We start from the raw sequence: 14093 nt of genomic DNA, 5'->3' as shown, positions 1-14093 counted from the left end.
CAGCCACGGGCACACTGCCGACGCGATCGAGAACCTCGAAGAACTTCGCCTTGAGTTCCACGGAAACGGACACGGTCCTCGCAACCCCCAGAAGATCCGGGTGTTGCGAGGACCACTAGACCCCAAGTAGAGGAAGGGGCCCTTCCTAACCCTCGTCGGGGTCGAGCATGCCGGCCTCGCGCAGCCCGGCCAGATTTCGGACGGTGAGTTTCCGGTAGTCGGTCTCGATCAGTTCCTCCGTCCGCATCTCCCGTAGTGCCTTCTGCACGCTCGTCTCGGCCGCCCCGCAGATCGTCGCCAGATCCGGCTGGGTCAGGTGCACGTCGATGACCACCCCGTTCGGGCTCCACCGCCCGTGGGTGCGGGCCAGGTCAGCGATGATCCGGGCCACCCGGACCCTGACCGGATAGGAGCTGAAGTCGATCCGTCGATGGTTCGACCAGCGGTGCCGGTCGGAGACCATGGCCGCGAGGTCCAGCGCCGCGTCCGGGTTACGCGAGAGGAACGACATGAAGTCGTCCTTCGGGATTCTTCTGACCTCGGTCCGTGCACAGGCGGTGACGGTGGCGGATCGTGGCCATCCGTTCAGCGCGGACATCTCCCCGATCAGATCGCCGCCGACCCGGAGCGCCAGCAGTGCGGTCCGGCCGTCCGGCAGGCCGGCGGTCACCTTGGTCAGCCCGCCGCAGATCAGCATCAGGTCGTTCTTCTCCTCGCCTTCAAGGATCAGGATCTCGTCGGGCGCGTACCTGCGGGTTCCCCCCAGTTGGAGCAGTTCCCGACGGATCGGTTCGTCCAGCCGGGACATGAACGTTCCGTACGGCCAGCTGGCGGGGGCGGATGCGGGTGGCGCAGACGGCACGGTCACTCCTGGGAGACGGGATCTGCGGAGGCGAACGAAGCGTAGCCGGTCGCATGCGTCCTGTGGTGACCGGCGACTGGACGACCAGCGGGCGGTGAGGGTGGCGAGGACAACCACCAGCACGAGTGCCGGCGGTGCGCCGAGGGCGGACAACAGTTCGGCCAGATCGGTGAGGGCGATTCCTGCCATCCCTCAAGCAGAGCGGGGGACGCCGTGCCGGAAGTCCCCATAGGAGGGGAAGACGGAATTCGGACGTGGCGGGTGGAGTTCTGGGTCGATCCCGTACTTGTACGGGGTGTCGCCGACCGATTCACGCTTACCTCTCCTGCGGTGCCCGAACGGGTATGGGTTCCCACGGACGAGAGGTGGGTGCACATGACGCATCCTGAGCGGCGACTGCTCATTTCGGTGGACATGGAGCGGTACAGCCGACGAAGCAACACGCAGCAGTACGAGGCACAGCGGGCCTTCCAGGAACTCCTCCGCGAGGCGGCCGGTGCTGTCGGGCTGGACCGGCTCTCCTGGAAGACCCAGCAGTCCGGTGACGGTGAACTGACGATCCTGCCGGCGGACACCCAGGAACCGAGGGTGATCGGTCGCTTCGTACCGGAACTCAACCGCCGTCTGCGGGCGTACAACAGCAGTCGGGTAGCGGCTGCCCAGGTCCGTCTGCGGGTCGCACTGCACCAGGGGCTCGTCCACCTCGACGGCGAGAACGGCTTCCCGGGCAACGCGGTCACCTACGTCTCCCGGCTCTGCGACGCACAGCCGCTCAAGGACGCGCTGGCAGCCTTTCCCGACGCGGGGGTGGCGCTGATCGTCTCCTCCGACATCTACCGCGACGTGGTGACCGAGTATCCGGAGGAACTCCGTCCGGAACGGTTCCAGCAGATCGAGGTGCATCACAGGGAGAAGGACTTCCGGGAGTACGCCTGGATCTGTGTGATCGACGAGTACTTCGCCTCGGCGCCGGTGCCAGCGCAGACCGGCCTGCGGGAGCCGGAACTGGCCGACCGTGGTACCGGCGGCCCGGCTGGTCCGGACGAAGCGGCAGGAATCGGTGGGTCTGGCCGCGACGGGTACGGCGCGGCGGGCGGTCCGGGCCGGGGGCAGGGCGGCATCCGGACCGGCGACATCCAGGTGACCGGCCAGAACGCCATCGGCCACGGCGCGCAGGCGATCGGATCGGTCAACAGGGGCCACCACTTCGGCGAGGGCGGACGTAGCCGGTGAGTGGCCTGCCATCATCCGACGGGAGTACCGCCGACCGGAAACCGGGACGACTCCCGGGCTCCGGCGCGGATTCCCCCGACCCGGCGGTACCTGGCGCCGATGACCCGGCCCCAGACCAGCAGTCGGTCACGGACGGGCCGGGCGCACAGGTCGGTCCCCGGTTCGACGGCCCGTCAGGCCCCGAGGGCGACCAGGGGCGGGAGAGCGAGGACGAGTACACCGACGAGGAGGACGAGGCGGAGTTGCCGGCCGCGTCCGACGTCCTCGCCCGGCTGGAGAGCCTGCTCGGACTTCCCCGCATCGCCACCGGCACGGTCCGCGTGCACGGCCAGAACGCCACCGGCCACGGCGCCACCGCCATCGGCACACTGAACCTCACCACCGTCCGGTCCGGTGCGGGGGACGGCGTCTGGTGCCAGGTGCTCTCGGCCAGGACGGTGGACGACATGATGTCGGCGTACGCCCCGGCCAAGACCGACGAACGGCTGGAGGGTCACCTCAGCCGTTCCCCCCTGATCAGGTTGAGCGGACGTCCCGGCACCGGTCGGTTCACGAGTGCCTGTACCGCCCTGGCCCGTCGGTACGGATCCCACCGGGTCGGGCTCCTGCTGGCCGAGCGACTGAGTGACCTGGTCCGGGAGGACAGCCAACTGGACCGCGACCACGGGTACGTGCTGATGGTCGACGCCCGGCAGCGTGACCTGGACGGGATGACCCTGGTCGGCCTCGCGGCCAGGGTGGGCCGGTTGGCCAGCAGCCTTGTCGTGATCGGGGACTTCGGCGACCGGGAGATCGCCGGTGACCTGGTGGAACACCAACCGGCCGTCCCCTGGGAGATATTCCGTGCCCAGCTCGGTCATCGCCTGCGCGGCCGTTGCGTGGCCTGGTGCGCCTCGTGTGCCGGCCGGTGTGTCGAGGACTATCTCGATCAGGAGTGCGCCCGACAGCCGTCGCTGCGCAGCTATCTCGACGGCAGTCCCCAACCGGCCGAGATCGCGCGGCTGGCCGAGGCGGTGGCGGACACGGTACCCAGGGGCGCCGAGCTGACCGGACTGCTGAACCGACTGCTGCCGCAGCAGCTCCGTCACCGGGCGCGGATCATCCTGGATCCGGCTGACGAACCCGGTCTGGCGGACCTCGGCGGTACCGACTACCTGCGGGCCTTCCGGCTCGCCACCGGTGTGCTCGGCGGTTGCCCGCTGACCGAGATCCGGTGGGCGGCCCAGCAGCTGCTCGGCCCCGGGATCGGGATGGCGGGAGCCACCGGGTCGCTCCGACAGCCGGACCTCGACCTGCTTCTCGGCGTGCAGCTGCGTGAGGCTGTCGTGGCCGGCGAGACGGACCGGTCGGCCGGGGTGCGGACCCTCCGGTTCTCCGACAGTGACACGCTCCTGCCGGCCAGCCTGCTGGAGGTCGCCTGGTCCGACTGGGGCATCAGCGAGCGGCTGCTCGACTGGCTCGCCGGGCTGGCGCGCACCGGGTCGTCGCAGGTCCGGCAGGCGGCCGGGGCAGCCATCGGCTGGTCGGCCGGGCAGAGTACGGGAGCAGTCCTCGACGTCCTGCGTGCGCTCGCCCGGGAGCGTCAGGCCGGGGTACGACAGGTCGCCGGCGTCGCCCTGGTCGCGATGGCCATGCAGCCGGAGCTCCGTCGCCCCGTACAGGTCCTGTTGGACCGCTGGGCGGAGGGGACGGCGTACGAACGCGACACGGTCGCACGCGCCTACGCGCTGGGACTCGCTCAGGTGTGGCCGGAGACAGCTGTCACGCAGTTGCGCCGGGTCGCACAGTGGCGGCTGCAACGCTGGCAGAACTCGGTGGTCCGTGGGCTCCTGGAGGTCTACCGGGGTGGGCACGCGGACCTGGTCGTTCCTGCCCTCGTGGACTGGGTCCGGTCGCCGGATCCTGAGGTCCGGCGGCATGCCGCACGCGCCACGCGGACGCTGGCCGACCAGTGGGCGCCGGCCCCGAGATCGCACTGGCCGGCTCTGCTCGACCTGATCCGGGCCGGTGTCGTCCAGCGGGCCGACGTGGCATCGCTCTGGGCGGTGGCGCTGAGCCTGCCGGAGACCGCCTACCGCTCCTGGCGCACCCTCGGGTACTGGCTGAACCAGGCGGACGGCCATCCGGACGTCGCCGAGGCGTGTCTCGATCTGTTGCGCGCGACGATCATCGACCAGCCGCTGCGGCGGCGTCTGGCCCACCAGCTTCGCCATGTCTGGCGACCGGTCATGCCGCACAACCAACTGCTCTTCCGGCTCGCGCCGCTCACCCTGGAGGACTGAGTTGTCGAACCCGATCCACCCCTCCGCTCCGTCCGATCCTCCACCCGGGGCCGCGCAGGCTGTTCCCCGCCAGACCGGGCCGGCGCGTCCGGTGGCGCCGCTGGTGTCCCCGCAGTCGCACCGGCGCAGCTGCTGGCAGCGCTTCCTGGCCTGGTGGCGGGGTCCGGTCACGACTCCGGTGCTCGTTCCACCGCCGTCGGGGCGGGTACCGGAACTGGCCACGCTCCGCCGAGTCCCGGCGGAACCGATCGTCGTACCGGCGCTCGGTGAGGCCTTCGATTTCCGGATCCACGCAATCTACGACTGGACCGGGCAGCAGATACGTCAGGAGGAACTCCGGTACCGAGTCGATCTGCACAACATGACGTGGGCGGTCGGCGTGGTACGTGAACTGTCGGCCGCGATCGCCCGGGGTTACGAGCCGCACCGCTCGCAGGAGCTCGAGGAGAAACTCAACGACTGTTTCCGGGAGCAACGGTGGCCCCGGGCGGCCCGCCCAGGGCAGCCGCAGTTCACGGTGCGGGTCTGGGTCCGGCCGGACGAGCGGGTACGCGAGCGGCTCCGGCCGTACTGGGAACAGCGGATCGCGCTGGAGTGTGAACACGAGCTGAGCAAGCTCCGGACCGAGTTCGCCGACGATCTGACCCGTCGGTGGCGGGACGTGTTGCAGAGCCTGGAGCAGGATCCGGTCACCCTGCACGCCGCCCGCCTGACCGGGGAGCGGTTCGCGGAGGTGTTCGGCCAGTACGTCACCGAGCGGCGTCAGGCGGTACCCGAACTCGTCACGTTGCTCACCCAGGCGGTACGTGGCCACGGTGACCTGGCCCTCGGCCCGTCGGAGTACACCGAGGCCTGGGATGTGGCCCTGCGTACCTATCGACGGCAGTACGGTCTGGACGAAGCGGCCTGATGTAGGACGGTGACACCAGGAAGGGCCTCCGTCGCGATCGGGTGGGGAGGCCCTTCCCGTACCAGGCGAGGACTGCCGCCGTACTGTGATTTCATGCGGAAGGGTGTATAGAGTTGCAGACGCTCCCGACGTTGGGCTAGCCTTCTCTGCATAGACATGCGGAGGTGGGTATGGGTATCAAGGTCGGGGTTGCCGGGGCGAGTGGATACGCCGGTGGTGAACTGCTCCGCCTGCTCGCCGGTCACCCCGAGTTCGACCTGACCGTCGCCACCGCGCACAGCCAGGCCGGTCAGCCCGTGGCGGCCGTACACCCGCAGCTCGCCGGGCTGGACCTGGTGTTCACCGCAACCGAACCGGATGCCCTGGCCGACGTCGACCTGGTTTTCCTGGCCCTGCCGCACGGCCAGTCGGCGGCGCTCGCCGCCGCCCTGCCGTCCGGGGTCAAGGTCGTCGACCTCGGCGCCGACCACCGGCTGACCGACGCCGCCGCCTGGCAGCGCTACTACGGTGGCGCGCACGCCGGGGCCTGGACCTACGGCCTGCCCGAGCTGCCCGGCCAGCGGGCGGTGATCGCCGCCGCGACCCGGGTCGCGGCGACCGGCTGCTACGCGGTGGCCACCACGCTCGCGCTGGCCCCGCTGGTCGCCGCCGGCACGGTTGCCCCCGACGACGTCGTGGTGGTCGCCGCCTCCGGTACCTCCGGTGCCGGCCGGGCGGCCAGAGCCCACCTGCTCGGCAGCGAGGTGATGGGGGACCTGTCGCCCTACAAGGTCGGCGCCCACCAGCACGTACCCGAGATCAAGCAGGCCACCGGCGCCACCACGCTCAGTTTCACCCCGGTGCTGGCCCCGATGCCGCGCGGCATCCTGGCCACGGTCACCGCGCTGCCGTCGGTCGTCGGCACCGACCCACGGGCGGTCCTCGCGTCGGCGTACGCCGACAGCCCGTTCGTGCACGTGCTCCCGGCGGGCGCCTGGCCGCACACCGCCGCCACCCTCGGCTCGAACTCCTGCCACCTCCAGGCCGCCGTCGACGTCGACTCGGGCCGCGTGATCGTGGTCAGCGCCATCGACAACCTGGGCAAGGGGGCGGCCGGACAGGCCGTGCAGTGCGCCAACCTGATGTCCGGCCTGCCGGAGACCACCGGCCTGTCCGTCTTCGGCGTTGCCCCGTGAGCGCGAGGAGCGCAGCGCAGCGGAGCACCGCAGTCGCGAACGAAGAGGTGGGTTCGGTGAGCGCGAGGAGCGCAGCGCAGCGGAGCACCGCAGTCGCGAACGAAAGGGCAGCCCAGTGACAGTCACCGCCCCTCGGGGCTTCCGGGCCGCCGGTGTCACCGCCGGTCTGAAGAGCAGTGGGGCGCCGGATGTCGCCCTGGTCGTCAACGACGGGCCGGACGCCACCGCAGCCGGGGTCTTCACCGCCAACCGGGTGAAGGCCGCGCCGGTGCTCTGGTCCCAGCAGGTCCTGCGGGGCGGGGTGGTACGCGCCGTGGTGCTCAACTCGGGCGGCGCGAACGCCTGCACCGGTTCGCCCGGCTTCCAGGACACCCACGCCACCGCCGAGTACACCGCGTCCGCGCTGACCGGCTCGGCGGGCCGGCTCATCCTCGGCGCCGGTGACGTGGCGGTCTGCTCGACCGGCCTGATCGGCGAGCGGCTGCCGATGGACCGGCTGCTCCCCGGGGTCCGGGCGGCGGTGCGCGGACTGTCCCGGTCCGGTGGGCAGGCCGCCGCCGAGGCGATCATGACGACCGACACCCGGCCGAAGACCACGGTCGCCAACGGCAGCGGCTGGACGGTCGGCGGGATGGCCAAGGGCGCCGGCATGCTCGCCCCGGCCATGGCGACCATGCTCTGCGTCCTCACCACCGACGCGGTGGCCGGACCGGAGGCGCTCGACGCCGCGCTGCGCGCGGCCTGCCGGGTCACCTTCGACCGGATCGACTCCGACGGCTGCATGTCCACCAACGACACGGTGCTGCTGCTGGCCAGCGGCGCGTCCGGGATCGCCCCGACCGACCTGGAACTGGCCGCCGCGGTCACCGCGGCCTGCCACGACCTGGCCCAGCAGCTCATCGCGGACGCCGAGGGTGCCACCAAGCAGATCGCCATCGACGTGGTCGGCGCGGCCGACGAGGACGACGCGGTCGAGGTGGGACGCGCGGTGGCCCGCAACAACCTGGTCAAGACGGCCCTGTTCGGCAACGACCCGAACTGGGGCCGGATCCTCGCGGCGGTCGGCACCACCCGGGCCATTTTCGAGCCCGACGCGGTGGACGTCGCGGTCAACGGGGTCTGGGTGTGCCGCTCCGGCGCCGCCGCCGAGGACCGCTCCACGGTGGACCTCTCTGGCCGGGACGTCACCATCCGGATCGACCTGCACGCCGGCCGGCGGTCGGCCACCGTCTGGACCAACGACCTCTCGCACGCGTACGTGCACGAGAACTCGGCGTACTCGACATGAGCCTCGACGCCGACCTCACCCGGGCCCAGGCCAAGGCGGCCACGCTGATCGAGGCGCTGCCATGGCTCACGCGTTTCTCCGGGGCCGTCGTCGTGGTCAAGTACGGCGGCAACGCGATGGTCGACCCGCAGCTGCAGCAGGCGTTCGCCGCCGACATGGTGTTCCTGCGGTACGCCGGCCTGAAGCCGGTCGTCGTGCACGGCGGCGGGCCGCAGATCTCCGCCATGTTCCAGCGGCTCGGCATCGTCAGCGAGTTCAAGGGTGGCCTGCGGGTCACCACGCCGGAGGCGATGGACGTCGTGCGGATGGTCCTGGTCGGTCAGGTCGGCCGGGAACTGGTCGGTCTGATCAACTCGCACGGCCCGTACGCGGTCGGCCTCTCCGGCGAGGACGCCCGGCTGTTCACCGCGGTGCGCCGCCCGGCGTACGTCGACGGTGAACCGGTCGACATCGGTCAGGTCGGTGACGTGGACTCGGTCGACGTCTCGGCGGTGACCGACCTGATCGACGCGGGCCGGATCCCGGTCATCTCGACCGTGGCGCCGGACGTCGACGGGGTGCTGCACAACCTGAACGCCGACACCGCCGCCGCCGCGCTGGCCATCGCGTTGCAGGCCCGCAAGCTGGTGGTCCTGACCGACGTGGCCGGGCTGTACGCCGACTGGCCGGACACCGGCAGCCTGATCTCGGAGATCACCGACGCGGAGCTGGCGGACCTGCTGCCCGGCCTGGAGTCGGGGATGGTGCCGAAGATGGAGGCGTGCCTGCGGGCGGTACGCGGCGGCGTGCCGGCGGCGCACGTCGTCGACGGTCGCGTCGCGCACTCCACCCTGCTGGAGATCTTCACCTCGGAGGGATTCGGAACGATGGTCGTGCGGGCGGAAGGTGCGGTGGAGTCGTGACCTCGCTGGTGGAACGCTGGGGCCAGGCCATGATGGACAACTACGGCACCCCGCCGCTGGCCCTGGTCTCCGGGTCCGGTGCCGTCGTCGTCGACGAGTCCGGTCGGGAGTACGTCGACCTGCTCGGTGGGATCGCGGTCAACGCCCTCGGCCACGCCCACCCGGCCGTGGTCGCGGCCGTGTCCAGGCAGGTGGCCACCCTGGGCCACGTGTCCAACCTGTTCGTCGCCGAACCACCGGTGGCCCTGGCCGAGTTGCTGCTCGCCCTGGCCGGCCGGCCCGGCCGGGTCTTCTTCGCCAACTCCGGCGCCGAGGCCAACGAGGCGGCGTTCAAGCTGTCCCGGCTCACCGGGCGGACCCACGTGGTCGCCACGCACGGCGGGTTCCACGGGCGGACCATGGGCGCGTTGGCGCTCACCGGCCAGCCGGCGAAGGCCGACCCGTTCCGTCCGCTGCCGGGTGAGGTCACCCACGTCCCGTACGGTGACCCCGCCGCCCTGGCCGACGCGGTCACCGACGCCACCGCCATGGTGATCATCGAGCCGATCCAGGGTGAGAACGGGGTGGTGGTACCCCCGGCCGGCTACCTCGCCGAGGCCCGGCGGATCACCTCGGCGCACGGCGCGCTGCTGGTGCTCGACGAGGTGCAGACCGGGATCGGCCGGACCGGGCACTGGTTCGCCCACCAGGCCGAGGGGGTCCTGCCGGATGTGGTCACCCTGGCCAAGGGGCTCGGCGGGGGCCTGCCGATCGGCGCCTGCCTGGCCTTCGGCGGCGCCGCCGACCTGCTCGGTCCGGGTGCGCACGGCACCACCTTCGGCGGCAACCCGATCAGCTGCGCCGCCGCCCTCGCGGTGATCTCCACCATCGCCAGCGAAGGGCTGCTCGACCACGTCAAGCGGATCGGCGAGCGGATCCGGCACGGCGTCGAGGCGCTGGGCCACCCGCTGGTCGCCGAGGTCCGGGGGGCCGGCCTGCTGCTCGGCATCGTCCTCACCGCGCCGGCCTCCACGGCGGTGGCCGGGGTGCTGCGGGACGCCGGTTTCCTGGCGAACCCGGTGCAGCCGGGGGTACTGCGACTGGCACCGCCGTTCGTGCTCTCCGTGGAGCAGGCCGACGCGTTCCTCGCCGCCCTGCCCGCCGCCCTGGACGCCGCGCTGCCCGCTGCTGCCCTGCCGGGCACAGCGGACGCCGCCCTGCCCGGAGCAGCGGACCCCGCCCTGGCGGGCACAGCGGACACCGCCCTGCCCGCGACGGCGGCCGGAACCTCGGCCCCGTCGACCCCGCACCCGACCGCAAGCCCGGAGTTGACCGAATGACCCGCCACTTCCTGCGCGACGACGATCTCAGCCCGGCCGAGCAGTCCGCCGTGCTGGAGCTGGCTGCCCGGATGAAGGTCGACCGGTTCGCGTTCCGGCCGCTGGCCGGTCCCCGGGCGGTGGCGGTGCTGTTCGACAAGCAGAGCCTGCGGACCCGCATCTCGTTCGACGCCGGGATCGCCGAACTCGGCGGCCATCCGCTGGTGGTGGACACCCAGGTGACCCACTTCGGGCGGGGGGAGACCCTGGCCGACGCCGGCCGGGTGCTCTCCCGCTACGTCGCCGCGATCGTGCTGCGGACCCACGGCGACGACCGGATCGCCGAGGTGGCCACCGGCGCCAGCGTGCCGGTGGTCAACGCGCTGACCGACGGCTTCCACCCCTGCCAGCTCCTGGCCGACCTGCTGACCGTCCGGGAACGCTGCGGCGGTACCGCCGGTCGGGTCCTGGCCTACGTCGGTGACGCGGCGAACAACATGGCCCAGTCGTACCTGCTGGCCGGGGCGACCGCCGGGATGCACGTGCGGGTCGCCGGCCCCGACGGGTACGACCCGTCCCCGGAGGTGGTGGCCCGGGCCGAGCAGATCGCCGGTACCACCGGCGGCTCGGTGTCCGTGCTGCGCGACCCGGCCGACGCGGTGAAGGCCGCCGACGTGGTCGCCACCGACACCTGGACCTCGATGGGCCAGGAGGGCGACGGCCGGGACCGGCTCACCCCGTTCTGGCCGTACCAGGTGAACCCGGAACTGCTGGCGCTGGCCGCGCCCGGGGCGATCGTGCTGCACTGCCTGCCCGCCCACCGGGGTGAGGAGATCACCGACGCGGTGCTCGACGGCCCGCAGAGCGCGGTCTTCGACCAGGCGGAGAATCGGCTGCACGCCCAGAAGGCGCTGCTGACTTTCCTGCTGGAGGCCGATTCATGACCGGACCGCTGACCCGCACCGCCCGGCACGCCCGCATCGTCGAGCTGGTCCGGGACCACTCCGTCCGCTCGCAGACCGAGCTGGCCGACCTGCTCGCCGCCGACGGTGTGCAGGTCACCCAGGCCACCCTGTCGCGGGATCTGGAGGAGCTGGGCGCGGTGAAGGTACGCGGAGGCGACGGTCCGGCCGTCTACCTGATCCCGGAGGACGGCAAGCGCCCGCTGCGGGACGCCGAGTCGGCTCCGGCCCGGCTGGTCCGGCTGCTGCGGGAACTGCTCACCGGCGTCGACTCCAGCGCGAACATCACCGTGCTGCGTACCCCGCCGGGCGCGGCGCAGTTCCTGGCCAGCGCGTTGGACCGGGCGGGCCTGCCCGAGGTGGTGGGCACCATCGCCGGCGACGACACCATCCTCGTCGTGGCCCGGGAGGCCGTCGGCGGCGCCGCGCTGGGCGCGAAGCTCTCCGCCTGGGCCGGCCGGGACGACCATGCCGAGGGGGGCAGCACACCATGAGCGAGCGGGTGGTACTGGCGTACTCCGGCGGGCTGGACACCTCGGTCGCCATTCCCTACCTGGCCGAACAGATCGGCGCGGAGATCGTCGCGGTGGCGGTCGACGTCGGGCAGGGCGGGGAGAACCTGGACGTCGTCCGGCAGCGCGCGCTGGACTGCGGCGCCGTCGAGGCCGAGGTGGTCGACGCGCGCGACGAGTTCGCCGCCGACTACTGCCTGCCGGCGATCCGGGCCAACGCCCTCTACATGGACCGGTACCCGCTGGTCTCCGCACTGTCCCGGCCGTTGATCGTCACGCACCTGGTCGCCGCGGCCCGCCGGCACGGCGGCACGATCGTGTCGCACGGCTGCACCGGCAAGGGCAACGACCAGGTCCGCTTCGAGGTCGGGCTCGGTGCCCTCGCGCCGGACCTGAAGATCGTCGCGCCGGCCCGGGACTTCGCCTGGACCCGCGACAGGGCCATCGCGTACGCCGAGGAGCGTGGCCTGCCGATCGACGTGACCCGCCGGTCGCCGTACTCGGTCGACCAGAACCTGTGGGGCCGGGCGGTCGAGACCGGTTTCCTGGAGGACATCTGGAACGGCCCGGTCGAGGACCTCTACTCCTACACCGCCGACCCGGCTGAGCCGCGCGACGCCGACGAGGTCGTGATCACCTTCGACGCGGGCGTACCGGTCGCCCTCGACGGGGAGACGGTCACCCCGTACCAGGCGATCGTGGAGCTGAACCGGCGGGCCGGCGCCCAGGGCGTGGGCCGGCTCGACATGGTCGAGGACCGGTTGGTCGGGATCAAGAGCCGGGAGGTCTACGAGGCGCCGGGCGCGATCGCGCTGATCACCGCGCACCAGGAACTGGAGGCGGTCACCGTCGAGCGGGACCTGGCCCGGTTCAAGCGCGGCGTCGACCAGCGTTGGGGCGAACTGGTCTACGACGGCCTGTGGTTCTCCCCGCTGAAGAAGGCCCTGGACGCGTTCGTCGACGACGCCCAGCAGCAGGTCAGCGGCGAGGTGCGGCTCACCCTGCACGGCGGTCGCGCGGTGGTCACCGGCCGGCGGTCCGAGGCGAGCCTCTACGACTTCGGGATGGCCACCTACGACACCGGTGACACCTTCGACCAGTCGCTGGCGAGGGGTTTCGTGCAGCTCTGGGGGCTGCCGAGCAGGATGGCCGTGGCCCGGGACGCCCGGTTGGGAGGTTACTGACGATGCAGACCAGAATGAGCGACGTGGACGACAAGAGCCTCACCGAGAACAGCGCCGCCACCAACCGTACGAGCCTGTGGGGTGGCCGGTTCGCCGGCGGCCCCGCAGAGGCCCTGGCCCGGCTCTCGGTCAGCGTGCAGTTCGACTGGCGCCTCGCCCCGTACGACCTCGCCGGCTCCCGGGCGCACGCCCGGGTACTGGCCCGGGCGGGGCTGCTCGACGCCGACGAACTCGGCAAGATCCTGGCCGCCCTGGACGACCTGGAGGCCGCCTGTGCCTCCGGGGCGTTCCGTCCCACCGTGGACGACGAGGACGTGCACACCGCGCTGGAGCGCGGTCTGCTGGAGCGCCTCGGCAGCCTGGGCGGCAAGCTGCGGGCCGGCCGGTCCCGCAACGACCAGGTCGCCACCGACCTGCGGCTCTACCTGCGCGACCACGCGCGGGGGGTGGCCGGTCGGCTGGTCGAGCTGGCCGAGGCCCTGGTGGAGCAGGCCGAGCGGCACGTGGACACCCCCGCGCCGGGGATGACCCATCTCCAGCACGCCCAGCCGGTCACCTTCGGGCACTGGCTGCTGGCCCACGTGCAGCCGCTGCTGCGGGACCTGGACCGGTTGCGGGACTGGGACGCCCGGGCCGCGGTCAGCCCGCTCGGCGCGGGTGCGCTGGCCGGGTCGTCGCTGCCGCTGGACCCGGTGCGTACCGCCCAGGAACTGGGCTTCACCGCTGCGGCGGCCAACTCGATGGACGCGGTCGCCGACCGGGATTTCGTGGCCGAGTTCCTCTTCGTCACCGCGCTGGTCGGGGTGCACCTGTCCCGGCTCGGCGAGGAGGTGGTCCTCTGGACCTCGCAGGAGTTCGGCTGGGTGGAACTGGACGACGCCTTCGCCACCGGTTCGTCGATCATGCCGCAGAAGAAGAACGCGGACATCGCCGAACTGGCCCGGGGCAAGTCCGGCCGGCTGGTCGGCGGCCTGATGGCCGTGCTGACCATGCTCAAGGGCCTGCCGATGACGTACGACCGGGACATGCAGGAGGACAAGGAACCGGCCTTCGACGCAGTCGACACCCTGGAGCTGCTGCTGCCGGCCCTCGCCGGGATGATCTCCACGATGACGGTACGCGTGGACCGGCTGGTCGCCGCCGCGCCGGTGGGGTACTCGCTGGCCACCGAGGTGGCCGACTGGCTGGTCCGGCGGGGCGTGCCCTTCCGGGACGCGCACGAGATCACCGGTCGGCTGGTGGCGCTCTGCGTGGCCCGGGACTGTGCCCTCGACGAGGTGTCCGACGCGGACCTGACCCTGGTCAGCGAGCATCTCGATCCGGGGGTACGCGAGGTGCTGTCGGTGCGGTCGGCGCTGGCCGCCCGGACCACCCCCGGTTCGACCGGCCCCGGTCCGGTGGCCGACCAGCTCGCCGCAGCGGTCGACCAGCTCACCGGGTGGCGGCAGTGGGCGGCCGAGCGGGTCGTCCCGCGCTGACCCCACC

At 72.1% G+C, this 14093-nt stretch carries 12 protein-coding genes; 11 read left to right on the top strand and 1 reads right to left on the bottom strand.

Features of this window, described 5'->3' with window-relative positions:
- Positions 1-145 precede the first annotated feature (145 nt).
- On the bottom strand, positions 146-808 hold the full coding sequence (locus GSF22_RS20610) for a Crp/Fnr family transcriptional regulator (RefSeq protein WP_244367901.1): 663 nt from the start codon (positions 806-808) through the stop codon (positions 146-148).
- A 429-nt stretch (positions 809-1237) separates the two neighbouring features.
- Here GSF22_RS20610 and GSF22_RS20605 point away from each other — a divergent pair, with 429 nt between their 5' ends.
- The 11 genes from GSF22_RS20605 to argH all read left to right on the top strand — a co-directional run bounded on the left by GSF22_RS20605 (position 1238) and on the right by argH (position 14086).
- A complete protein-coding gene (locus tag GSF22_RS20605) occupies positions 1238-2095 on the top strand; it encodes a hypothetical protein (protein WP_208815362.1) in 858 nt (285 codons plus the stop codon).
- Entirely contained in the window at positions 2092-4377 is a 2286-nt protein-coding gene (locus GSF22_RS20600) for a hypothetical protein (protein WP_208815361.1), read from the top strand. Before GSF22_RS20605 ends, GSF22_RS20600 begins: the two co-directional genes overlap by 4 nt.
- Positions 4378-4480: 103 nt before the next feature.
- Positions 4481-5287: a hypothetical protein gene (locus tag GSF22_RS20595; RefSeq protein WP_307804166.1), complete on the top strand. Its 807-nt coding sequence runs from the start codon at positions 4481-4483 to the stop codon at positions 5285-5287.
- Between the two features lie 170 nt (positions 5288-5457).
- A complete protein-coding gene (argC, locus tag GSF22_RS20590; protein WP_208815360.1) occupies positions 5458-6462 on the top strand; it encodes an N-acetyl-gamma-glutamyl-phosphate reductase in 1005 nt (334 codons plus the stop codon).
- Between the two features lie 115 nt (positions 6463-6577).
- Positions 6578-7750, top strand: a complete 1173-nt coding sequence (argJ, locus tag GSF22_RS20585) for a bifunctional glutamate N-acetyltransferase/amino-acid acetyltransferase ArgJ (RefSeq protein ID WP_208815359.1) — start codon at positions 6578-6580, stop codon at positions 7748-7750.
- Positions 7747-8652: an acetylglutamate kinase gene (argB, locus tag GSF22_RS20580; protein ID WP_208815358.1), complete on the top strand. Its 906-nt coding sequence runs from the start codon at positions 7747-7749 to the stop codon at positions 8650-8652. The genes argJ and argB overlap by 4 nt, the downstream gene beginning before the upstream one ends.
- Positions 8649-9971, top strand: coding sequence for an acetylornithine transaminase (locus GSF22_RS20575; protein WP_208815357.1), 1323 nt, complete (start codon positions 8649-8651; stop codon positions 9969-9971). Before argB ends, GSF22_RS20575 begins: the two co-directional genes overlap by 4 nt.
- Entirely contained in the window at positions 9968-10894 is a 927-nt protein-coding gene (argF, locus tag GSF22_RS20570; protein ID WP_208815356.1) for an ornithine carbamoyltransferase, read from the top strand. The genes GSF22_RS20575 and argF overlap by 4 nt, the downstream gene beginning before the upstream one ends.
- Positions 10891-11406: an arginine repressor gene (locus GSF22_RS20565; protein WP_208815355.1), complete on the top strand. Its 516-nt coding sequence runs from the start codon at positions 10891-10893 to the stop codon at positions 11404-11406. The genes argF and GSF22_RS20565 overlap by 4 nt, the downstream gene beginning before the upstream one ends.
- Positions 11403-12608, top strand: a complete 1206-nt coding sequence (locus GSF22_RS20560; RefSeq protein ID WP_208815354.1) for an argininosuccinate synthase — start codon at positions 11403-11405, stop codon at positions 12606-12608. The genes GSF22_RS20565 and GSF22_RS20560 overlap by 4 nt, the downstream gene beginning before the upstream one ends.
- 14 nt (positions 12609-12622) lie before the next feature.
- Positions 12623-14086: an argininosuccinate lyase gene (gene argH / locus GSF22_RS20555; RefSeq protein ID WP_208815364.1), complete on the top strand. Its 1464-nt coding sequence runs from the start codon at positions 12623-12625 to the stop codon at positions 14084-14086.
- Positions 14087-14093: the final 7 nt, after the last annotated feature.

This window comes from Micromonospora echinofusca, assembly GCF_017614955.1.
GTDB lineage: Bacteria > Actinomycetota > Actinomycetes > Mycobacteriales > Micromonosporaceae > Micromonospora > Micromonospora echinofusca_A.
Note: the sequence above shows the minus strand (reverse complement) of the source record. Positions and strands in the feature narration are given on the sequence as shown.

Bases quoted from the DNA above. Each gene is read 5' to 3' on its own strand.
- GSF22_RS20565 (WP_208815355.1), top strand. From the start codon at position 10,891: ATGACCGGACCGCTGACCCGCACCGCCCGGCACGCCCGCATCGTCGAG.
- argC (WP_208815360.1), top strand. From the start codon at position 5,458: ATGGGTATCAAGGTCGGGGTTGCCGGGGCGAGTGGATACGCCGGTGGT.
- argF (WP_208815356.1), top strand. From the start codon at position 9,968: ATGACCCGCCACTTCCTGCGCGACGACGATCTCAGCCCGGCCGAGCAG.
- GSF22_RS20605 (WP_208815362.1), top strand. From the start codon at position 1,238: ATGACGCATCCTGAGCGGCGACTGCTCATTTCGGTGGACATGGAGCGG.
- GSF22_RS20610 (WP_244367901.1), bottom strand. From the start codon at position 808: ATGTCCCGGCTGGACGAACCGATCCGTCGGGAACTGCTCCAACTGGGG.
- argH (WP_208815364.1), top strand. From the start codon at position 12,623: ATGAGCGACGTGGACGACAAGAGCCTCACCGAGAACAGCGCCGCCACC.
- GSF22_RS20560 (WP_208815354.1), top strand. From the start codon at position 11,403: ATGAGCGAGCGGGTGGTACTGGCGTACTCCGGCGGGCTGGACACCTCG.
- argB (WP_208815358.1), top strand. From the start codon at position 7,747: ATGAGCCTCGACGCCGACCTCACCCGGGCCCAGGCCAAGGCGGCCACG.